This window comes from Streptomyces sp. Ag109_O5-1, from assembly GCF_003814875.1.
GTDB lineage: Bacteria > Actinomycetota > Actinomycetes > Streptomycetales > Streptomycetaceae > Streptomyces > Streptomyces sasae.
The window spans coordinates 5355751-5372776 of the sequence record NZ_RKQF01000001.1 but is presented as its reverse complement, the minus strand read 5'-3'; the positions used below and the strand labels follow the sequence as shown (position 1 = coordinate 5372776).

Genomic DNA, 17026 nt, shown 5'->3' with positions numbered 1-17026 from the left:
CCCTTTTGGTCTCTATGGGTTCACGGTCGCCCGCGGCCGCCGGCAGGCGGTGACCGCAGGCGTCGCAGAGGCCGTGGACGGCGTCGGGCCGCGATGCCCTGAGGCGCGGCCGAGTCCGTCCTTGGCTGTGTGGCAGGTTCGCGGGCAGGCCGGCCAGGACGGGCAGGTTGCCCCGCTCGTTGCAGGTCGGCACGACGACAACGACCTTCGGGGATACGACGGTCATCGGCCCCTCCCGGGGCAGCGGTCGGGAACGGTTCGGCGGTGCCGGTCACCCTGCGATCGCGGAGCGCGGGTCGCGCCAGGGCCTATGCCCTCGTGCGCCGTAGATCGCGGCCGGTGCTGATTGCCGTGGCGGCCAGGAGACCCAGTGCCAGGGACTCGGAGAGCGGGCCCGGGCGAGGAGCGGTCCCGACGGCGGCGAGGAGGTTCTGGCTCGCGGCGAGGGCAAGTCCCGTTCCGACGTACAGAAGGGCCGTCGACAGTCGGCGCGTCGTCGGCAGGGCGGCGGTCCGGGCGATGTGGGCTACGAGGGTGCACAGACGGAACGCGACGAATCCGAGCGTGAGCCAGTAGTAGAGGACCATGGCGGCGTCGGCGAGGCCTGTGAGGTGTTCGGCGATGCCGCTCCACGCGGTCAGGCACATGGCCGCGACCGCGGTGGCCGGGGCGGCCAGGGTGCGGACCGCCGCGGCGGTCACGCGGCGCAGTGCCTCGCCGCTCAGCGGTGGAAGCGGTGCGGCGAGGCCGATGCCGAACAGGAGCGGGACGAGCCACAGGCTGGTGGCGGGGTGGCGGAAGCCGGCCGTCACGGCGGCGGACGGTTCGGCCGAGCGCAGCAGCAGCCCGGTGACCGCGGTGAGCGCGAAGAGGGCGACGGTCAGGACGCGGCGGGTCTGGCCGGTGAACGTCTCGGGCCAGTCGGCGGGGTGGAGCCAGAGTCGCGCGGCCCCCGCGAGGGCGTCGGGCCAGGACCGGATTCCCGATGCGGACACCTCGTGACCGATGTCCTCGCCCCATCGCTCGCGAACGGCCGGTGGGTAGAGCCGGGTCAGGAGCGTGGCCGCGCTCATGCCGGGGCGATCCCCAGCGCTCGCAGGCCGACGGCGGAGATGCGGGCCATCTGCTGGAGTTCGACGCGCAGTTGGTCGCGGCCCGTGTCGGTGATCTGCATGGTGCGGTGGCGCTCCTGGGCCTCGGCCGTCTCGTCCGCGGGCCGGATCAGCTCGCGTGCCTCCAGCCGGGACAGGGCTCCGTAGAGGCTGCCGGGGCCGAGCCTGCTGCCGGTGAGCTCTTCGATCGCGGTGTTGATGGCGTACCCGTGCAGCGGGCCGTCCGCGAGCACGGTGAGCACGAGCATCTGGGCGTCGTTGCTGTGCATGGGCCTCCTTGCCTCCGGCTTCGCATGATACGAGCCGCGATACTACTTGTCACGTACTACGAGACGCGTACTATGGCGGCCCATGGAACCCATGGAACCCGATGAGGAGAACGGCCGGGCTTCGGCGGCCGTGGTCTGGGCAAGCCTCGGTGCCGCCGGTGTCTTCGAGGCGTTGACGGTGCTGGAGACCCAGGACAAGACGGTAAGGGCGGCCAGTCCGTGGCAGGACGACCCGTACGACGTGGTGGTGTCCCTGACCCAGTTCACGGTGCCGATGCTCGCGGTGGTGATCGCGTTACGGCTGCTCGCGTGGCGGGCGTCCGGTGGTGCGGACCGGGCGCGGCAGACGGTGCGTGCGGCGGGCGCGATGACCACGCTGGTCGGGCTCACGCTGGCGACCGAGTGGGCCGCGGTAGTCGCCCGGACACCTTCCTCGCTCGAGGGGACGTGGATCCGGGTGCTGATCGGCGGGCTGGCCGTCGGCTCCGTACTCACCGCGGCGGTGGCCGTACCGCTCGTGCGCGAAAGCCGGCGGCGCGGCGCGTTCCGCGGCCGGCGGCACGACTGGCTCGACGACGCCCTGTATCTCTGCCAGAGGACTCCCGTGCTGCGGCACCGGGTCGGACCGGAGGCCGCGGTCTGGGTGCGCCGCCGCGCGATGACGGTCTTCGCCGTGCTGAGCACACTTGCGGCGCTGGCCGTGACCGGTGCCCAGGCCATCGGGGAGGGCTGGACGGATCCGCTGCTCACCGCCTGGTTCCTGATCGTCGCGGCGACCTCCTACCTGGCCTTCTGCGTGATCAGCAACGCGGTCGCCGGATTCATCGCCCGCCCGCCGCGCACCCGGCCCCGCCGCATCGCCGAGGCGTCGATGGTCGCCGGATGCGTCGCGATCAGTGTGGCGACGGCGTTCCGCGACGCGCTGTGGCCGGTGTTCGGGACGGGGCCGCTCACCTCCGTGCCGGCCATGGCCGGCCTCACGCTCGGGGCCGGTCTGGCCACCTCCGCCGTGACGGCCGCACTCCTGCTCGTCCGCCTCCCGCACACCCTCTCCGGAGCGCGCCGCGGCTACGACGCGGAAGCCGCCCGCCTTCGGCGACCGGGCACACACCGGTGGAAGGCGTGACGACCCCCGGCACCCAAAAGGGCGAGGCCCGAAGACCCCGCCCGATCCGCACAAAACCCCGGCTCAGGGCCACACCAGGCGGCAGTACGGCTGATGCCCCGCCTCATGCAGCCGATGCGAGAAGTCCTGCCACTCGGGCAGCGATTGGCGGTGGGAGGGTGCTGACCTGGGATTTCACGGGGAACGGTCGTTGTCGGCTTGGCCTAGGCGTCGAGGGACTTCGCGGCCTCACGGATCACATCGAGGACGAAGTCGGGGTGCGAGAGCATGGGAACGTGGCTGCTGTCCACGGGACGGACTTTGGCGCCCATGCGCTCGGCGGCGGACCGCTCCAGGTCGGGGTGCACGGTGTGGTCGTTGTTGGCGACGACGTACCAGCTTGGCTTCGTCCGCCAGGCGGTGCCGGGAACCTGCTGGTTGAACAGGTCCGCCACGGGCACTGCGCCCGTCGCCAGGACGAGCTTCTGCTCCGCTTCCGGGAGGTCGCCGCAGAAGTGCGGGACGCCTGAGGGCTTGAGCCACACGCGGCCGTCAGCGACCTCCACGTGCTCGAAGATGGGCGTGCGGGGGAATTTGTCCTGCTGTTCCTGCGACGTCTCGTCCTCGTCCGGGGCGAGCGCGGCGATGTACACCAGAGCGCCGACGCGGTCGTGGGTGCCCGCTTTGGTGATCAGGGTCCCGCCGTAGGAGTGACCGACCAGCACGATCGGGCCGGGGACGTGGTTGAGCGTGAAGTTGACGCACGCGACGTCGCTTTCGAGCGAGTCGAGGCCGTGCTGTGACGCGAACACCTCGTGCCCTTCAGCCTGGAGCGTGGGGATGAGCTTGTTGAAGCACGACCCATCCGCCCAGAGTCCGTGAGCGAAGACAATGCTGGGCTTGCCCGCCATGGCATTTCCTCCTGCGAGAGATTAAATATGCAACATTGCGCCATTCTGCACATTTAGTGCCTATTTTTGCGCGATGGCCAGGCGTGTTGCCGCGAGACAGCTGTCTATGAGGTCGCCGCGGTACTGGATGTGGCGCCGGCCGCGTGGGATGCGCTGGACGAGGTGTTCTGGCGTGCCCCCGACGAGAAGGAAGAACTCAAGCGTCTGCGGCGGGAAGTGCCGGCAGGGTCAGCGCGATGGCGATCACCGTTTGTCGCACTGCCGGTCCCGGAAGGTGGCCCACATGGACACCCAGGCCAGGCCCTTCTCCTTGGCGAAGGACCGTACGTCGGTCGCGTCGGAGAGAGCGAAGACGTCCTTCAGTTGGTCGTGGGCGGCCTCTTCGCGTAGGCACTGGCATAAGATGCCGCTACGTAATTAATCGACTACGATCCGTACGTGATCCGTACGATGGTCGGCAGGCGCGCTCAGCATCGCCCCCTGCCGACCGTCCTGCTCCTCGGGCTGATCCTGCTGGTGGCGTCCCACTTGGTGGGCGCCCTGCACGGGCCTGCGTTCCTCGGCCCGCACCAGCCGATCACCATCACGCACGTCCAGCTGTTGACGGCGAAGGAGCAGGTGGCGTCCGGCACCGATCACGGTCACCACCACGGCGACCCCTCCGACGACACCTTGCAGCACGCGGTCGACCGCGTCCGGGACTCCGCCGGCCTTCCGGTCCACGCCCCGCAACTCCTCGAACCGGTCGTCGACCGCCCCGACACGCACCCCTGGCTCGGCCGCGCAGGTCCGGCGGACGGTGATTCCGCACCGGACGGCGGCAGATCCGCGTGCGTACGGCACTGCCTCTGGCGGCAATAGGCACGCCCCGCACGCCGTTCCGATCGGTTCCGCGCCCCGCAGGCGCCGGATCGCGGCTCGGCGTGCCCGCGCGCCCCCGCACCGCCTGCACCGCGCCCGCCCGAGCGGCGGGTGCGAAGGAGCCGTACGACCATGGATCTCTCCCTGCTCGAATCCGCCCTGCCCATCAGGGCCACCGCCCCTATCCCTCCCATCGCCCGCCGCCCCGCCGACCTGGTCGGCAACACACCCGTGCTGTGGATCGAGAAGCCGTTCGCCCCGCCGGGACGCGGCTTCTACGCCAAGCTGGAAGGCGCCAATCCCGGCGGTATCAAGGACCGCCCCGGCCTGCACATGGTGGGTGAAGCGCGCCGGCGCGGCGAACTCCTGCCCGGCGCTCCCGTCGTCGAGTCGTCCAGCGGCACCCTCGGCCTGGGCCTCGTCCTGGCCGGACTGACCTACGGTCATCCGGTCACCGTCGTCACCGACCCTGGCATGGAGCCGTCGATGGTCCGGCTGCTCACCGCCCTGGGCGCGCACGTCGACCAGGTGGCCGCACCGCATGCCGACGGCGGCTGGCAGCGGGCCCGCCGCGAGCGCGTGGCCGAGCTCCTGGACAGGGCCCCCGACGCCTACTGCCCGGACCAGTACCACAACCCCGACAACAGGGCCGCCTACCGACCGCTGGCCGCCGAGCTCATTGCCCAGATCGGCCGGATCGACGTCCTGGTGGCCGCCGTGGGAACGGGCGGCCACTCGGCCGGGGTCGCGGCGGGGCTGCGTGAGTCCTTCCCCGAGCTGCGGCTCATCGGCGTGGACGCGACCGGCTCGACGATCTTCGGACAGCCCGCACGCGCGCGTCTCATGCGCGGGCTCGGCTCCAGCATCCATCCCTCCAACGTCGACTACGGCGCCTTCGCCGAGGTTCACTGGGTGGGCCCGGCCGAGGCGGTATGGGCCTGCCGACAGCTGGCCCGCCGCCACTACGCGTCCGGAGGCTGGAGTGTCGGGGCGGTGGCGCTGGTGGCCGGGTGGGCGGCACGGACGTACCCCGCCGGGACGCGCATCGCCGCGATCTTCCCCGACGGCCCGCACCGCTACCTGGAGACCGTCTACAACGACGCCTGGTGCCGCGAGCACCAACTGCTCGACCAGGAGCCGCCGGCTGAGCCGGACGAGATCGCCGAGCCGGACGAGCGCGAGGTGACGGCGTGGACGCGGTGCAGCCAGGTCCGTGATCCGCTCGGACGCGACGTGCTGAAGGCGGGCGTGCGATGAGGGGGCTGCGGGCCCAGGTGGCCTCCTTCGACCGGCCGGCCCGGCTGTTGATGGTGAACCAGTTCGCCATCAACCTCGGCTTCTACATGCTGATGCCCTACCTCGCCGACCACCTCGCCCACGGCCTCGGCCTGGCCGCCTGGGCCGTCGGCCTGGTGCTGGGCGTGCGCAACCTCTCCCAGCAGGGCATGTTCCTGGTCGGCGGCACCCTCGCCGACCGGTACGGCTGCAAGCCGATGATCCTGGCCGGGTGCATGCTGCGGACGGTCGCCTTCGCACTGCTCGCGGTGGCGAGCAGCCTGCCCGCGCTGATCGTGGCGTCCGCGCTCACGGGGCTGGCGGGCGCACTGTTCAACCCCGCCGTACGGGCGTACCTGGCGGCGGACGCGGGCGAGGAACGGCGGGTGGAGGCGTTCGCTGCCTTCAACGTCTTCTACCAGGCCGGCATCCTGGTCGGCCCGCTCGCCGGACTCGCCCTGCTGACCTGGGACTTCGGCGCGGTGTGCGCGGTCGCCGCACTCATCTTCGGCGCACTGGCAGTGCTCCAGGCCCGCGCCCTGCCCGCACGCCCCCCGGCCGACCGAGGTGCCGAGCCCGCCTGGCGGACGGTGGCCGCCGACTGGCGTACCGTCGCTGCCAACCGGCCGTTCCTCCTCTTCGCCGCCGCGATGAGCGGCTCGTACCTCCTGGCCTTCCAGGTCTACCTGGCGCTCCCGCTCCGCGCCCGCGAACTCTTCGGGGAGCGGACCGGGGTGGTGACCGGAGCGGTCTTCGCCGTCTCGGCACTGGCCGCACTCTCGGGCCAGCTGAAACTGACGGCCTGGGCGAAGAGGACCCTGCCAGGACCGAGGGCGATCGTGTGCGGGCTGGCGGTGATGGGGGCGGCCTTCCTGCCGATGCTGCCCGGTTCCCAGGACGCCGTGGTCGATGTGGGCGCCCTCGCGGTGTGCGCGGCGCTGCTGGCCTGGGGCGGTGCACTGCTCTATCCGTTCGAGATGGACACCGTGGTACGCCTGTCCGGCGACCGACTGATCGCGACGTACTACGGCGCCTACAACACCGCCTCCGGCATCGCGATCTCCCTCGGCAACCTGGCTGTCGGCGCGCTGTTCGACACCGGTGTGCGCTGGCTGCCGTGGGCGGTGCTGGGCGCCACGGGATTCGTGTGCGCCGCGCTGGTGGCGCAGCTGCACCGCGCCGGACATCTCACCTCGGCGCCGGACGCGGTGGCCGTTCCTGCGTGAGGTTCAGCGGGCCCCGGCCGCCTCCACGGCGGCCGGGGCGCCCGCCTGCGCGAGGCGCTGGCGGTCCGGTTCGTCAGCTTCCGGGGGTCAGTGGGCGTGCAGGCTGCCGGCGAGGCGGTCGTGGCTGTGCCGCCATCCGCTCGGGACGCGTACGGCACCGGTGAGGTGAGGATGGCCGTCGTGCAGATCGGTGTGCTCGTGTTCCATGCCCAGGGGCTCCCGGGCCGGCCACATTCGCACCGCCAGCAGCCCGGCGGCCAGGGCGATCGCGCCGAGTGCGGCCACGGCGGCCCCGAGCCCCGCCTCGGCACCGAGCCAGCCGGCCAGCGGATACGTCAGCAGCCAGCAGCTGTGGGAGAGGGAGAACTGGGCGGCGAACGCCTGGGCCCGCTCTTCCGGCGGGGCCGCGCGGCGGATCAGCCGGCCGGTCGGGGTGAGCACCATCGAGCAGGCACCGCCGAAAGCCGCCCAGGTGAGGAGCAGCGCGGGCCAGCGCCAGCCACCGCTGTCGGCCGCGGTGACCGCGCCCAGTCCGGCGAAGACGAGCGTGAGCAGCAGGGCACCCCGCAGCATCACCGTCCGGTCGGAGTCCCGGTCGAGGACACGGGGCAGGAGCAGAGCCACGGCCATGGAGCCGCCGCCGTACGCACCCAGGGCCAGTGACACGTCCGCCGCGTCCAGTCCCAGCCGGTCGCGGACGTACACCACGCTGTTGACGGTGACCATGGCACTGGCCGCCGCCACCGCGAGGTTGAGCGCGAGCAGGGCCCGCAGCTGCGGCGTGCCGAAGAAGAGACGGGTGCCGGCGGTCGCCTTGGCGTAGACGCCGGCCGTGCGGGGCGTCTCGGGGGGCGGCCGGTTTCGGGAGCACCGCCGAGCGGCCTCAGCCTGCTGGGCGTGCTGGTGCCGTGGCGCCGTCTTCGCCGTGTCCCCGCGCCGGGCCACTGTGGACCAGCTCTCGTGCGGCCCGGCGCAGTGCTTGACTTCACGCTGCGGACGTACACGCACCTCCTGCTGTCCAGCGAGCCCCGCACCCGCAAGGCGATCGACGACGCCTTCACGGAAGAAACGGATGCGGAATCCGAGCCGGAAGACGACGGCGCCCCGCCCGTCGCCCAGGGCACATCAGCACACCCAGCAAAACCAATGTGCCCTGGCCGCCTGACGGCCCCTCCCCAGCACCCAAAAGGGCGAGGCCCGAAGACCCCGCCCGATCCGCACAAAACCCCAGCTCAGGGCCACACCAGGCAATAAGGCTGATGCCCCGCCTCATGCAGCCGGTGCGAGAAGTCCTGCCACTCGTGCAGCAGCTGGTACACGTTGAACGCGTCCCTCGGGCCGCCCCGGTCCGGGACCGTCGACCAGATGAAGGCCGCCGCGCCGACCGCCTCCTCGCCTATGCCGCGCAGCGGGTCGACGACCGTCATGGGGAGTTTCACCACCGCGTAGTCCGGGTGCAGGACGACCAGCTCCAGCGGCGGCACCTTGTGCAGCGGCACGCCTTCGATGCCCGTCAGCACCATCGCGGCCATCGTCTCCGGCTTGATCTTGGTGAACATGCCGTTCATGCCGAGCTCGTCGCCGCCGAGTTCCTCGGGACGCATCGAGATCGGGACACGGGCCGCGGTCGCGCCGTCCGGTGCGCCGAAGTATTTGTACGTCACCCCCACCCGACCACCATTCCTGCTACCGCTCTCGAGACGGTCGATTCCGCGATCGATCCGTCGGCCCCTCTGGTCCCACTGATCGATACGTCGGTCGCGCCGCTCGGACTCACTCGGTACGCCGCTCTGTTCATGACGTGCTGCTTCGGCCGCTTCCTCCGCGTCGCGCCGGTGCCTTCCCTGCCGGGCACGTCGAGGACCCAGGTCGTCAGTCCCCTCGCCCAGTCCGCCACCGCGATGCATATCTCCACCCGACTGCTTTTCTAGGACGCGTGGCCCCCGCCGCGCAACCCGATCATCGTGTCAGTGACCTCCCCCACGGCCGCCCGCCGAAACGTGCGTCGAAACATCAGTCCGCAGGATCTTTACAGCGTCCGGCCGCCGACGGGCCGGATGAGCTGCGTGTATCGGGTCACAGTCTCGCAGATACCGCACGGATGCCTCAGGCACTGCGAGGAGAAGGGTGGCCCCGACCGGGACACGCCCCGCTGCGCCTACCCTGAGAAGGTCACCCAGCAACCGGAGTCCGAGAAGTCGGAGAAGCGCACGTCATGAGTGCCCAGAGCGAAACGCCCTATCCCTACGACGCGCCCGTGTCACAGGCGCTCTTCGACCGCGCCTCCGCCGTCACGCCCGGGGGCGTGAACTCGCCGGTGCGCGCCTTCCGTGCCGTCGGCGGCACCCCCCGTTTCATGGTCTCCGGCAAGGGGGCCTACCTCACCGACGCCGACGGGCGCGAGTACGTCGACCTCGTCTGCTCGTGGGGGCCGATGATCCTGGGGCACTCGCACCCCGAGGTCATCGCCGCCGTCCAGGAGGCCGTGTCGCACGGTACGTCCTTCGGTACGCCCGGCGAGGGCGAGGTCGCCCTCGCGGAGGAGATGGTCGCCCGGATCGAGCCCCTGGAGCAGGTGCGGCTCGTCAGCAGCGGCACCGAGGCCACCATGAGCGCCATCCGGCTCGCCCGCGGGTTCACCCGGCGCACCAAGGTGATCAAGTTCGCCGGGTGCTATCACGGGCACGTCGACAGCCTGCTGGCCGCCGCCGGGTCCGGCGTCGCCACCTTCGCGCTGCCCGACACCCCCGGTGTCACCGGTGCCCAGGCCCAGGACACGATCGTGCTGCCGTACAACGACCTCGAAGCCGTGCAGGAGGCCTTCCACCGGCACCCCGGGGAGATCGCCTGTGTGATCACCGAGGCCTCGCCCGGGAACATGGGGGTCGTGCCGCCGGGGCCCGGCTTCAACCAGGGGCTCAAGGACGCCTGCGCCAGGAACGGCGCCCTCTACATCTCCGACGAGGTCATGACCGGGTTCCGGACCAGCCGGGCCGGGTGGTTCGGGGTGGACGGGGTCGTACCCGACCTGATGACCTTCGGGAAGGTGATGGGCGGCGGGTTCCCGGCGGCGGCCTTCGGCGGCCGGGCGGACGTCATGGCGCACCTCGCGCCCGCCGGGCCCGTCTACCAGGCCGGCACCCTCTCCGGGAACCCCGTCGCCACCGCCGCCGGCCTCGCCCAGCTGCGGCTGCTCGACGACGCGGCGTACGACAAGGTCAACGCCGTCTCCGAGCAGATCCAGGGGCTCGTCGGCGAGGCGCTGAGCAAGGAGGGCGTCGCGCACCAGCTGCAGACCGCCTCCAACATGTTCTCCGTCTTCTTCACCAACCGCCCGGTGCGGAACTACGAGGACGCCAAGAAGCAGGAGTCCTTCCGCTTCACCGCGTTCTTCCACTCCCTCCTCGCGAACGGCGTCTACCTGCCGCCGTCGTCCTTCGAGTCCTGGTTCGTCTCCACGGCCCACGACGAGCGGGCCATCCAGAAGATCGCCGACGCCCTCCCGGCGGCGGCCCGAGCGGCCGCGGAGGCCACGGCAGCATGACTGAGAAGAGCCAGGACATCACCGTCGTGCATGTGATGCGGCACGGGGAGGTCGCCAACCCGCAGGGGGTGCTCTACGGCAGGCTTCCCGGCTACCACCTCTCCGAGCTCGGCCGGCAGATGGCCGACCGGGTCGCCGATCACCTCTCCGGGCGGGACGTCACCCATGTCGTCGCCTCCCCGCTGGAGCGCGCGCAGGAGACCGCGACCCCGATCGCCAAGGCGCACGGGCTCGGCCTCGGCACCGACGAGCGGCTCATCGAGGCCGAGAACATCTTCCAGGGCAAGACCTTCGGTGTCGGTGACGGGGCGCTGAAGAACCCCGCCAACTGGAAGTACCTCGTCAACCCGTTCAAGCCGTCCTGGGGCGAGCCGTACGTCGACCAGGTCGTCCGGATGAAGGGCGCGCTGGACACGGTCAAGGACCAGGCGCGCGGTCACGAGGCCGTGCTGGTCAGCCATCAGCTGCCGATCTGGATCCTGCGGTCGTACGTCGAGAACCGCCGGCTCTGGCACGACCCGCGCAAGCGGCAGTGCACGCTCGCCTCCCTGACGACGTTCACGTACCAGGGGGACAAGATCGTCTCCGTCGGCTACAGCGAGCCCGCCATCGACCTCGTGCCGGCCCATCTCCGCGCCGGTGCCAAGCCCGTGAAGGGCAAGGACAAGGCCTTCGGCGCCTGAGTCGCAAGCGAGTTGCGGAACTTCAGCCACCTTCGGCCTGTTCCCGCTGCTTATCTGACAAGCCTAGGAACCCATCCGATCGTCACGCCCTCTGACTGGGTGACCACCAGAGGACGTGACGAATCGGGGAACCATGGGGACCTTCACCCGAAGGGGAATGCTCGGCATCGGTGCGGGGGCCGCGGCCGGAGTCGGCCTCGCCGGCTGCGGCACCGCCACACCGTCCGACGGACCGGCCCATGCCAAGGGTGCCGGCAAGCCGTCGAGCAGTAAGCCGACCGTCACCGCCCACCCCCTCGGCGACGGCTCCACCTCCCGCAGCGGCAAGCAGCCCCACCAGCCCGCCGCCCCCGAGCCGCTGGAGCCCGGCCAGACCCCGCCGCAGTTCGTGATCTTCTCCTGGGACGGCGCCGGCGAGGTCGGCAACGGCCTTTTCCCACGCTTCCTGGACCTGGCCAAGGAGCACGGCGCGTCGATGACCTTCTTCCTCTCGGGGCTGTACCTCCTGCCCGAGTCGAAGAAGCGGCTCTACGACCCCCCGAACAACCCGCGCGGCGCCTCCGACATCGGCTACCTCACCGACGAGCACATCAGGTCGACGCTCACCAACGTCCGCCGCGCCTGGCTCGAAGGGCACGAGATAGGCACCCACTTCAACGGGCACTTCTGCTCCGGCCACGGCACCGTCGGCAACTGGACGCCGGCCCAGTGGCGCAGCGAGATCCAGCAGGCCAAGGCGTTCGTGAAGGAGTGGCGGACCAACACCGGCTGGACCGACCTGCCCTCCCTCCCCTTCGACTACGACAAGGAACTGGTCGGCGGCCGCACCCCCTGCCTCCTCGGCCAGAACAACCTGCTCCCCACCGCCCGCTCGCTCGGCTGGCGTTACGACGCCTCCTCGCCCGGCGGCCGCCAGGTGTGGCCGGGCAAGAAGCTCGGCATCTGGGATCTGCCGTTGCAGCAGGTGCCGTTCCCCGGCCGCCGCTTCGAGGTCCTCTCCATGGACTACAACATGCTCGCCAACCAGTCGGTCAACTCGACGAAGGCCCCGGCCTACAACTACCCGGGCTGGCGGACGCAGTCGACAGGGGCGTACATAGCGGGATTCGAGCGTGCATATACGACGAACCGGGCGCCGTTCTTCATAGGCAACCACTTCGAGCACTGGAACGGCGGCATCTACATGGACTCCGTCGAGGCGGCCTTCAAGCACATCGCCCGGGAGAAGGAGAAGGGCGCCGACGTCCGGCTGGTCTCCTTCCGGCAGTTCGTGGACTGGATGGACGTACAGAAGCCGGCGGTGCTGGCGAAGCTGCGCACGCTGGACGTCGGGCAGCGGCCGGCGGGCGGCTGGAAGGCCTTCCTCAAGCAGGGTGCCGCGGCCTGAAAGGCGGCATTCCCGGACCTTTCCCGGACCGAGGGGGGCGCGCAAGATCCCCAGAACGGGCATGCGAAACTTTTCACATGAGTACCCGTAGCCGCGCCGTCCTGCTCGGCGCCACGGCCGCCGCGGCGGCCCTGACCCTGTCCGCGTGCGGCAACGGCGGCACCTCCGGCGGCGGCGGTGACACCAACTTCGTCATGGGCTCGGACGGCATCTCCACCGTGAAGAAGGGGGAGCGGGCCGCGGCACCCGACCTGTCCGGCAAGACCGTCGACGGCAAGCAGCTCGACGTCGCCGACTACAAGGGCAAGGTCGTCGTGGTGAACGTCTGGGGCTCCTGGTGCGCCCCCTGCCGTGCCGAGGCGCCCAACTTCGAGAAGGTCTACCAGGACCTGGGCGCCAAGGGCGTGCAGTTCGTGGGCATCAACACCCGCGACACCAGCGTCCAGAACGCGGTCGCCTTCGAGAAGCAGCAGGGCGTCACCTATCCGAGCCTGTACGACCCGACGGGCCGGATGCTGCTGCGCTTCAAGAAGGGCACCCTCAACCTCCAGACGGTGCCCTCCACCCTGGTCTTCGACCGGGAAGGGAAGATCGCCGCACGCTCGCTCTCCCCGCTCAGCGAGGACCGGCTGCGCGAGATGATCGACCCGGTCCTCGCGGAGAAGTGACGTGAGCGCGCTCACCACGCTCGCCGCGGGGACCGACCCGAACCAGACCGTGCTGCACGGCGCGCTGCTGGTCGCCCTGCCCGTCGCCCTGCTCGGCGGCCTCGTCTCCTTCTTCTCCCCGTGCGTCCTGCCCCTGGTCCCCGGCTACCTCTCGTACGTCACCGGGGTCACCGGCACCGACCTGGGCGAGGCCCGGCGCGGCCGGATGGTCGCCGGCGCCTCCCTCTTCGTCCTCGGCTTCACCGCCGTCTTCGTCTCCAGCGGGGCCCTGTTCGGCTACTTCGGGGACACGCTCCAGGCCAACAGCCCTGTGCTCTCCAAGGTGCTGGGCGTCCTCATGATCCTCATGGGGATCTTCTTCATGGGCCTGATGCCCTGGATGACCCAGCGCGAGTTCCGCTTCCACCGCAAGCCCGCCGCCGGACTGGCCGGGGCTCCGCTGCTCGGCGCGCTGTTCGGCATCGGCTGGACCCCGTGCATCGGCCCGACCCTCGCCTCCGTGCTGGCCCTCTCCTCCCAGCAGTCGAGCGCGGGGCGCGGTGCCATACTGACCGTCGCCTACTGCCTGGGGCTCGGCGTGCCCTTCGTGGTCGCGGCGGTCGCCTTCCGCAAGGCGCTCGGCGCGTTCGGCTGGGTCAAGCGGCACTACGTCTGGGTGATGCGGATCGGCGGCACGATGATGATCGTGACCGGTCTGCTGCTCCTGACGGGTGCCTGGGACCGCCTCGTACAGGACATGCAGTCCTGGTCCGCCGGCTTCACTGTGGGGATCTGATCCATGAGCAAGACCGAAACCGACAACACCGAGCAGGACCGGCGGGAACTCGGCGAGGCGGGCTCCCAGCTCTCCACCGCCCCCGTCGAGGAACCGTCGATCGTCCCCGGCCTCGGGGTGATCGGCTGGGCCCGCTGGTTCTGGCGGCAGCTCACCTCGATGCGGGTCGCGCTGCTGCTGCTCCTGCTGCTGTCGCTGGGCGCGATCCCCGGCTCGCTGATCCCGCAGACCGGCGCCGACATCTCCAAGGTCGCCGACTTCCGCAAGGCCCACAAGACGCTGTCGCCGGTCTACGACAAGCTCGGCCTGTTCCACGTCTACAGCTCGGTGTGGTTCTCGGCGATCTACATCCTGCTGTTCGTCTCCCTCATCGGCTGCATCGTGCCCCGCGCCTGGCAGTTCGTGGGCCAGCTGCGCGGCCGCCCGCCGGGCGCCCCCAAGCGCCTCGACCGCCTCCCCGCGTACACGACCTGGCGGACGACCGCGACGCCCGAGGAAGTCCGCGAGGCCGCCCTCAAGCTGCTGAAGAAGCGCCGCTTCCGCTCCCACATCGCCGGGAACGCGGTCGCCGCCGAGAAGGGCTACGTCCGCGAGTTCGGCAACCTGATCTTCCACATCGCGCTGATCGTGCTGCTGGTCGCCTTCGCCTCCGGCCAGATGTACAAGTCGGACGGCACCAAGCTGGTCGTCGAGGGCGACGGGTTCGCCAACACCCTGAGCCAGTACGACGACTTCAAGTCCGGCTCCATGTTCAGCACCGACGACCTGGTGCCGTTCAGCTTCAACCTGAGGAACTTCAGCGCCAGCTACCAGACCAGCGGCCCCAGCAAGGGCACACCGGTCACCTTCAACGCGGACATCGACTACCGCAAGGGCGCGTACGGCAAGCCGAAGCGGACCACCATCAAGGTCAACGAGCCGCTGCAGATCGACGACGCCAAGGTCTACCTCGTCAGCCACGGCTACGCGCCTGTCATCACGGTCCGCGACGGCAAGGGCGACATCGTCTACCGCGACGCCGTCCCGCTGCTCCCGCTCGACGCCAACATCACCTCCCAGGGCGTGGTGAAGGTGCTGGACGGCTACAAGAACGCCCAGGGCACCAGCGAACAGCTCGGCATCTCCCTGTTCTTCCTGCCGACGTACGGCGGCGGCTCCTCGGTGCTCTCCGCCTTCCCGTCGCTGCAGAACCCGGTGCTGAACCTGACGCCGTACCACGGCGACCTCGGCATCGACTCGGGCATCCCGCAGAGCGTGTACCAGCTGGACAAGACCCATATGAAGGAGTTCAAGGACTCCAAGGGCGCCCAGCTCCGGGACAACCTGAAGCCCGGCCAGACCATGCAGCTGCCGAACGGCGCCGGATCCGTGACGTTCGAGAAGGACGTCAGGGAATGGGCCGGCTTCGAGATCGTCCAGGAGCCCGGCAGCGGCTGGGCGCTGGCCGGCGCGATCGCCGCGATCTTCGGCCTCGCCGCCTCGCTGTTCATCCAGCGCCGCCGCGTCTGGGTGCGCGCGGTCCAGGGCCCCGACGGCGTCACCGTCGTCGAGATGGCCGGGCTGGGCCGCAGCGAGTCCGCGAAGGTGCCGGAGGAACTGGGCGACCTCGCGGGAATCCTCTACGACCAGGCGCCAGGGGCCCCCGACGCCGAAGACGACGAATCCGTCACCTCCCCCAACCCCGAAGTCGTACCTGCCGAAGGGCCTGAGAAGCGATGACTTCCCCAGCCGTGACCACGCTCGCCGCGACCAACGAGCATCTCGCGAGCATGAGCAACACGCTCATCTACTCCTCGATGGCCGTCTACACGCTGGCCTTCTTCGCCTACATCTTCGAGTGGCTGCTCGGCAGCCGCAGCCGGGTCGCGCGCACCGCCAACGCGCTCACCACCGACGCGCCGGCGAAGAAGGCGCCCGCCGTGACGGTCAAGAAGGCCGGCGGCACCGCCGTACTGGAGCGTCCGCAGGTCGTCGTGCGGTCCGCGGCGGGCGCGCGGGACGTCCCGGACGGCCCCGGCGCCCACGGCGGCGACGAGCAGGGCGACCTCTACGGCCGGATCGCGATCTCCCTCACGGTCCTCGCCTTCCTGGTGGAGCTGGCGGGCGTGATCACCCGCGCGGCCTCCGTGCAGCGGGCGCCGTGGGGCAACATGTACGAGTTCAACATCACGTTCTCCACGGTCGCGGTCGCCGTCTACCTGACCCTGCTGGCCCTGAAGAAGAACGTCCGCTGGCTCGGCCTCTTCCTGATCACCACGGTCCTGCTGGACCTCGGCCTCGCGGTCACCGTCCTCTACACGGCGAGCGAGCCGCTGGTCCCGGCCCTGCACTCGTACTGGCTCTACATCCACGTCTCGACGGCGATCTTCTGCGGCGCGGTCTTCTACGTGGGCGCGGTCGCCACGATCCTGTACCTCTTCAAGGACGCGTACGAGAGCAAGCTGGAGAACGGCGGCAAGCCCGGCAACTTCGCCACCTCGGTCCTGGAGCGCCTGCCCGCCTCGGCGTCCCTCGACAAGTTCGCCTACCGCGTCAACGCGGCCGTCTTCCCCCTGTGGACCTTCACGATCATCGCGGGCGCGATCTGGGCGGGCAGCGCCTGGGGCCGCTACTGGAACTGGGACCCCAAGGAGACCTGGTCCTTCATCACCTGGGTCGCCTACGCCTGCTACCTGCACGCCCGCGCCACCGCCGGCTGGAAGGGCCGCAAGGCCGCCTACCTGGCGATGATCGCCTTCGGCTGCTGGCTCTTCAACTACTACGGCGTCAACATCTTCGTCACCGGCAAGCACTCCTACGCGGGCGTCTGACCCGTCCAGGGGCCACACTGGTCCCATGGCCGTCCTTCAGCTGCTGATACGACTGCCGAGGCCGATGGACCAGGTCTGGCCCAGCCTCTCCACCCCGGAGGGCCTGGCCACCTGGTTCACCCCCACGGACGTCCTGCAACCGAGACTGGGCGGCACGGTCACCCTGGGCGACCTGGGCACCGGCACGATCACGGCATGGGACGTCGACCGCATGGCCGAGTACACGGTCGACCCCGGCGGCAGAATCCGTTTCCACCTGGAGCCGGACGGCGAGACGGCGAGTGTCCTGCGCTTCACGCACGAGTTCCCGGGGGAGACGGCGACGGAGCGAGATTGGCGGCACCGATTCGAACGTCTGGTCGCATCCGTGGCATGAAAACAAGGCGCGGAGCGCCGAGTT

Annotated in this window: 17 protein-coding genes and 1 pseudogene; 13 read left to right on the top strand and 5 right to left on the bottom strand. The window is 70.4% G+C overall.

Translation table 11 applies throughout. From position 1 onward, the window contains the following. Window positions 1-308 precede the first annotated feature (308 nt). Together EDD90_RS24070 and EDD90_RS24065 are read right to left on the bottom strand one after the other, a co-directional pair. A complete protein-coding gene (locus EDD90_RS24070) occupies window positions 309-1073 on the bottom strand; it encodes a hypothetical protein (protein WP_123975124.1) in 765 nt (254 codons plus the stop codon). Next, entirely contained in the window at window positions 1070-1381 is a 312-nt protein-coding gene (locus EDD90_RS24065) for a helix-turn-helix transcriptional regulator (RefSeq protein WP_123975122.1), read from the bottom strand. Before EDD90_RS24065 ends, EDD90_RS24070 begins: the two co-directional genes overlap by 4 nt. Window positions 1382-1463: 82 nt before the next feature. Here EDD90_RS24065 and EDD90_RS24060 point away from each other — a divergent pair, with 82 nt between their 5' ends. Next, window positions 1464-2507 carry a hypothetical protein gene (locus EDD90_RS24060; protein ID WP_123975121.1) on the top strand — a complete coding sequence of 348 codons (1044 nt, stop codon included), beginning with the start codon at window positions 1464-1466 and terminating at the stop codon, window positions 2505-2507. A gap of 203 nt (window positions 2508-2710) precedes the next feature. Here EDD90_RS24060 and EDD90_RS24055 read toward each other — a convergent pair whose 3' ends face one another. Further along, window positions 2711-3397 (bottom strand): alpha/beta hydrolase, encoded by a 687-nt coding sequence (locus EDD90_RS24055; protein WP_123975119.1) that lies wholly within the window; start codon window positions 3395-3397, stop codon window positions 2711-2713. 438 nt (window positions 3398-3835) lie between these two features. On the opposite strand from EDD90_RS24055, the gene EDD90_RS24050 reads away from it, so the two are divergent. The 3 genes from EDD90_RS24050 to EDD90_RS24040 all read left to right on the top strand — a co-directional run bounded on the left by EDD90_RS24050 (window position 3836) and on the right by EDD90_RS24040 (window position 6759). After that, entirely contained in the window at window positions 3836-4258 is a 423-nt protein-coding gene (locus tag EDD90_RS24050) for a hypothetical protein (RefSeq protein ID WP_123975117.1), read from the top strand. A gap of 132 nt (window positions 4259-4390) precedes the next feature. Continuing rightward, entirely contained in the window at window positions 4391-5515 is a 1125-nt protein-coding gene (locus EDD90_RS24045) for a PLP-dependent cysteine synthase family protein (RefSeq protein WP_123975115.1), read from the top strand. Beyond that, a complete protein-coding gene (locus EDD90_RS24040) occupies window positions 5512-6759 on the top strand; it encodes an MFS transporter (RefSeq protein ID WP_123975113.1) in 1248 nt (415 codons plus the stop codon). The genes EDD90_RS24045 and EDD90_RS24040 overlap by 4 nt, the downstream gene beginning before the upstream one ends. Before the next feature lie 87 nt (window positions 6760-6846). Here EDD90_RS24040 and EDD90_RS24035 read toward each other — a convergent pair whose 3' ends face one another. Next, window positions 6847-7485 carry an MFS transporter gene (locus EDD90_RS24035; RefSeq protein ID WP_398928583.1) on the bottom strand — a complete coding sequence of 213 codons (639 nt, stop codon included), beginning with the start codon at window positions 7483-7485 and terminating at the stop codon, window positions 6847-6849. A 258-nt stretch (window positions 7486-7743) separates the two neighbouring features. Here EDD90_RS24035 and EDD90_RS59060 point away from each other — a divergent pair. Continuing rightward, window positions 7744-7914 (top strand): annotated as a pseudogene (locus EDD90_RS59060) (site-specific integrase); the annotation flags it as partial. 77 nt (window positions 7915-7991) lie between these two features. Here the strand turns inward: EDD90_RS59060 and EDD90_RS24030 are convergent. Further along, window positions 7992-8666, bottom strand: a complete 675-nt coding sequence (locus EDD90_RS24030; RefSeq protein ID WP_185149200.1) for a hypothetical protein — start codon at window positions 8664-8666, stop codon at window positions 7992-7994. Window positions 8667-8974: 308 nt separating this feature from the next. Between EDD90_RS24030 and hemL the strand changes: the two genes are divergently transcribed. The 8 genes from hemL to EDD90_RS23985 all read left to right on the top strand — a co-directional run bounded on the left by hemL (window position 8975) and on the right by EDD90_RS23985 (window position 17002). After that, the gene (gene hemL / locus EDD90_RS24020; RefSeq protein WP_123975107.1) at window positions 8975-10303 is read left to right on the top strand and encodes a glutamate-1-semialdehyde 2,1-aminomutase; all 1329 of its coding nucleotides are present in this window, start codon (window positions 8975-8977) and stop codon (window positions 10301-10303) included. Beyond that, window positions 10300-10986 (top strand): histidine phosphatase family protein, encoded by a 687-nt coding sequence (locus EDD90_RS24015; RefSeq protein WP_123975105.1) that lies wholly within the window; start codon window positions 10300-10302, stop codon window positions 10984-10986. Before hemL ends, EDD90_RS24015 begins: the two co-directional genes overlap by 4 nt. A gap of 133 nt (window positions 10987-11119) precedes the next feature. After that, on the top strand, window positions 11120-12373 hold the full coding sequence (locus tag EDD90_RS24010) for a hypothetical protein (protein WP_123975103.1): 1254 nt from the start codon (window positions 11120-11122) through the stop codon (window positions 12371-12373). 77 nt (window positions 12374-12450) lie between these two features. Further along, window positions 12451-13041, top strand: coding sequence for a TlpA disulfide reductase family protein (locus EDD90_RS24005; protein WP_123975102.1), 591 nt, complete (start codon window positions 12451-12453; stop codon window positions 13039-13041). Between the two features lies 1 nt (window position 13042). Next, window positions 13043-13816: a cytochrome c biogenesis CcdA family protein gene (locus EDD90_RS24000; protein WP_123975100.1), complete on the top strand. Its 774-nt coding sequence runs from the start codon at window positions 13043-13045 to the stop codon at window positions 13814-13816. Window positions 13817-13819: 3 nt separating this feature from the next. After that, on the top strand, window positions 13820-15535 hold the full coding sequence (locus EDD90_RS23995) for a cytochrome c biogenesis protein ResB (protein ID WP_123975098.1): 1716 nt from the start codon (window positions 13820-13822) through the stop codon (window positions 15533-15535). Continuing rightward, window positions 15532-16626, top strand: coding sequence for a c-type cytochrome biogenesis protein CcsB (gene ccsB, locus EDD90_RS23990; protein WP_123975096.1), 1095 nt, complete (start codon window positions 15532-15534; stop codon window positions 16624-16626). Before EDD90_RS23995 ends, ccsB begins: the two co-directional genes overlap by 4 nt. A 25-nt stretch (window positions 16627-16651) precedes the next feature. After that, window positions 16652-17002 (top strand): SRPBCC domain-containing protein, encoded by a 351-nt coding sequence (locus EDD90_RS23985; protein ID WP_123975094.1) that lies wholly within the window; start codon window positions 16652-16654, stop codon window positions 17000-17002. The last annotated feature ends 24 nt before the right edge of the window (window positions 17003-17026 follow it).

Excerpts from the sequence above, each read along its gene's own strand:
- EDD90_RS24070 (WP_123975124.1), bottom strand. The coding sequence starts at position 1,073 with ATGAGCGCGGCCACGCTCCTGACCCGGCTCTACCCACCGGCCGTTCGC.
- EDD90_RS24065 (WP_123975122.1), bottom strand. The coding sequence starts at position 1,381 with ATGCACAGCAACGACGCCCAGATGCTCGTGCTCACCGTGCTCGCGGAC.
- EDD90_RS24060 (WP_123975121.1), top strand. The coding sequence starts at position 1,464 with ATGGAACCCATGGAACCCGATGAGGAGAACGGCCGGGCTTCGGCGGCC.
- EDD90_RS24055 (WP_123975119.1), bottom strand. The coding sequence starts at position 3,397 with ATGGCGGGCAAGCCCAGCATTGTCTTCGCTCACGGACTCTGGGCGGAT.
- EDD90_RS24045 (WP_123975115.1), top strand. The coding sequence starts at position 4,391 with ATGGATCTCTCCCTGCTCGAATCCGCCCTGCCCATCAGGGCCACCGCC.
- EDD90_RS24040 (WP_123975113.1), top strand. The coding sequence starts at position 5,512 with ATGAGGGGGCTGCGGGCCCAGGTGGCCTCCTTCGACCGGCCGGCCCGG.
- EDD90_RS24035 (WP_398928583.1), bottom strand. The coding sequence starts at position 7,485 with ATGGTCACCGTCAACAGCGTGGTGTACGTCCGCGACCGGCTGGGACTG.
- EDD90_RS24030 (WP_185149200.1), bottom strand. The coding sequence starts at position 8,666 with ATGCATCGCGGTGGCGGACTGGGCGAGGGGACTGACGACCTGGGTCCT.
- hemL (WP_123975107.1), top strand. The coding sequence starts at position 8,975 with ATGAGTGCCCAGAGCGAAACGCCCTATCCCTACGACGCGCCCGTGTCA.
- EDD90_RS24015 (WP_123975105.1), top strand. The coding sequence starts at position 10,300 with ATGACTGAGAAGAGCCAGGACATCACCGTCGTGCATGTGATGCGGCAC.
- EDD90_RS24010 (WP_123975103.1), top strand. The coding sequence starts at position 11,120 with ATGGGGACCTTCACCCGAAGGGGAATGCTCGGCATCGGTGCGGGGGCC.
- EDD90_RS24005 (WP_123975102.1), top strand. The coding sequence starts at position 12,451 with ATGAGTACCCGTAGCCGCGCCGTCCTGCTCGGCGCCACGGCCGCCGCG.
- EDD90_RS23995 (WP_123975098.1), top strand. The coding sequence starts at position 13,820 with ATGAGCAAGACCGAAACCGACAACACCGAGCAGGACCGGCGGGAACTC.
- ccsB (WP_123975096.1), top strand. The coding sequence starts at position 15,532 with ATGACTTCCCCAGCCGTGACCACGCTCGCCGCGACCAACGAGCATCTC.
- EDD90_RS23985 (WP_123975094.1), top strand. The coding sequence starts at position 16,652 with ATGGCCGTCCTTCAGCTGCTGATACGACTGCCGAGGCCGATGGACCAG.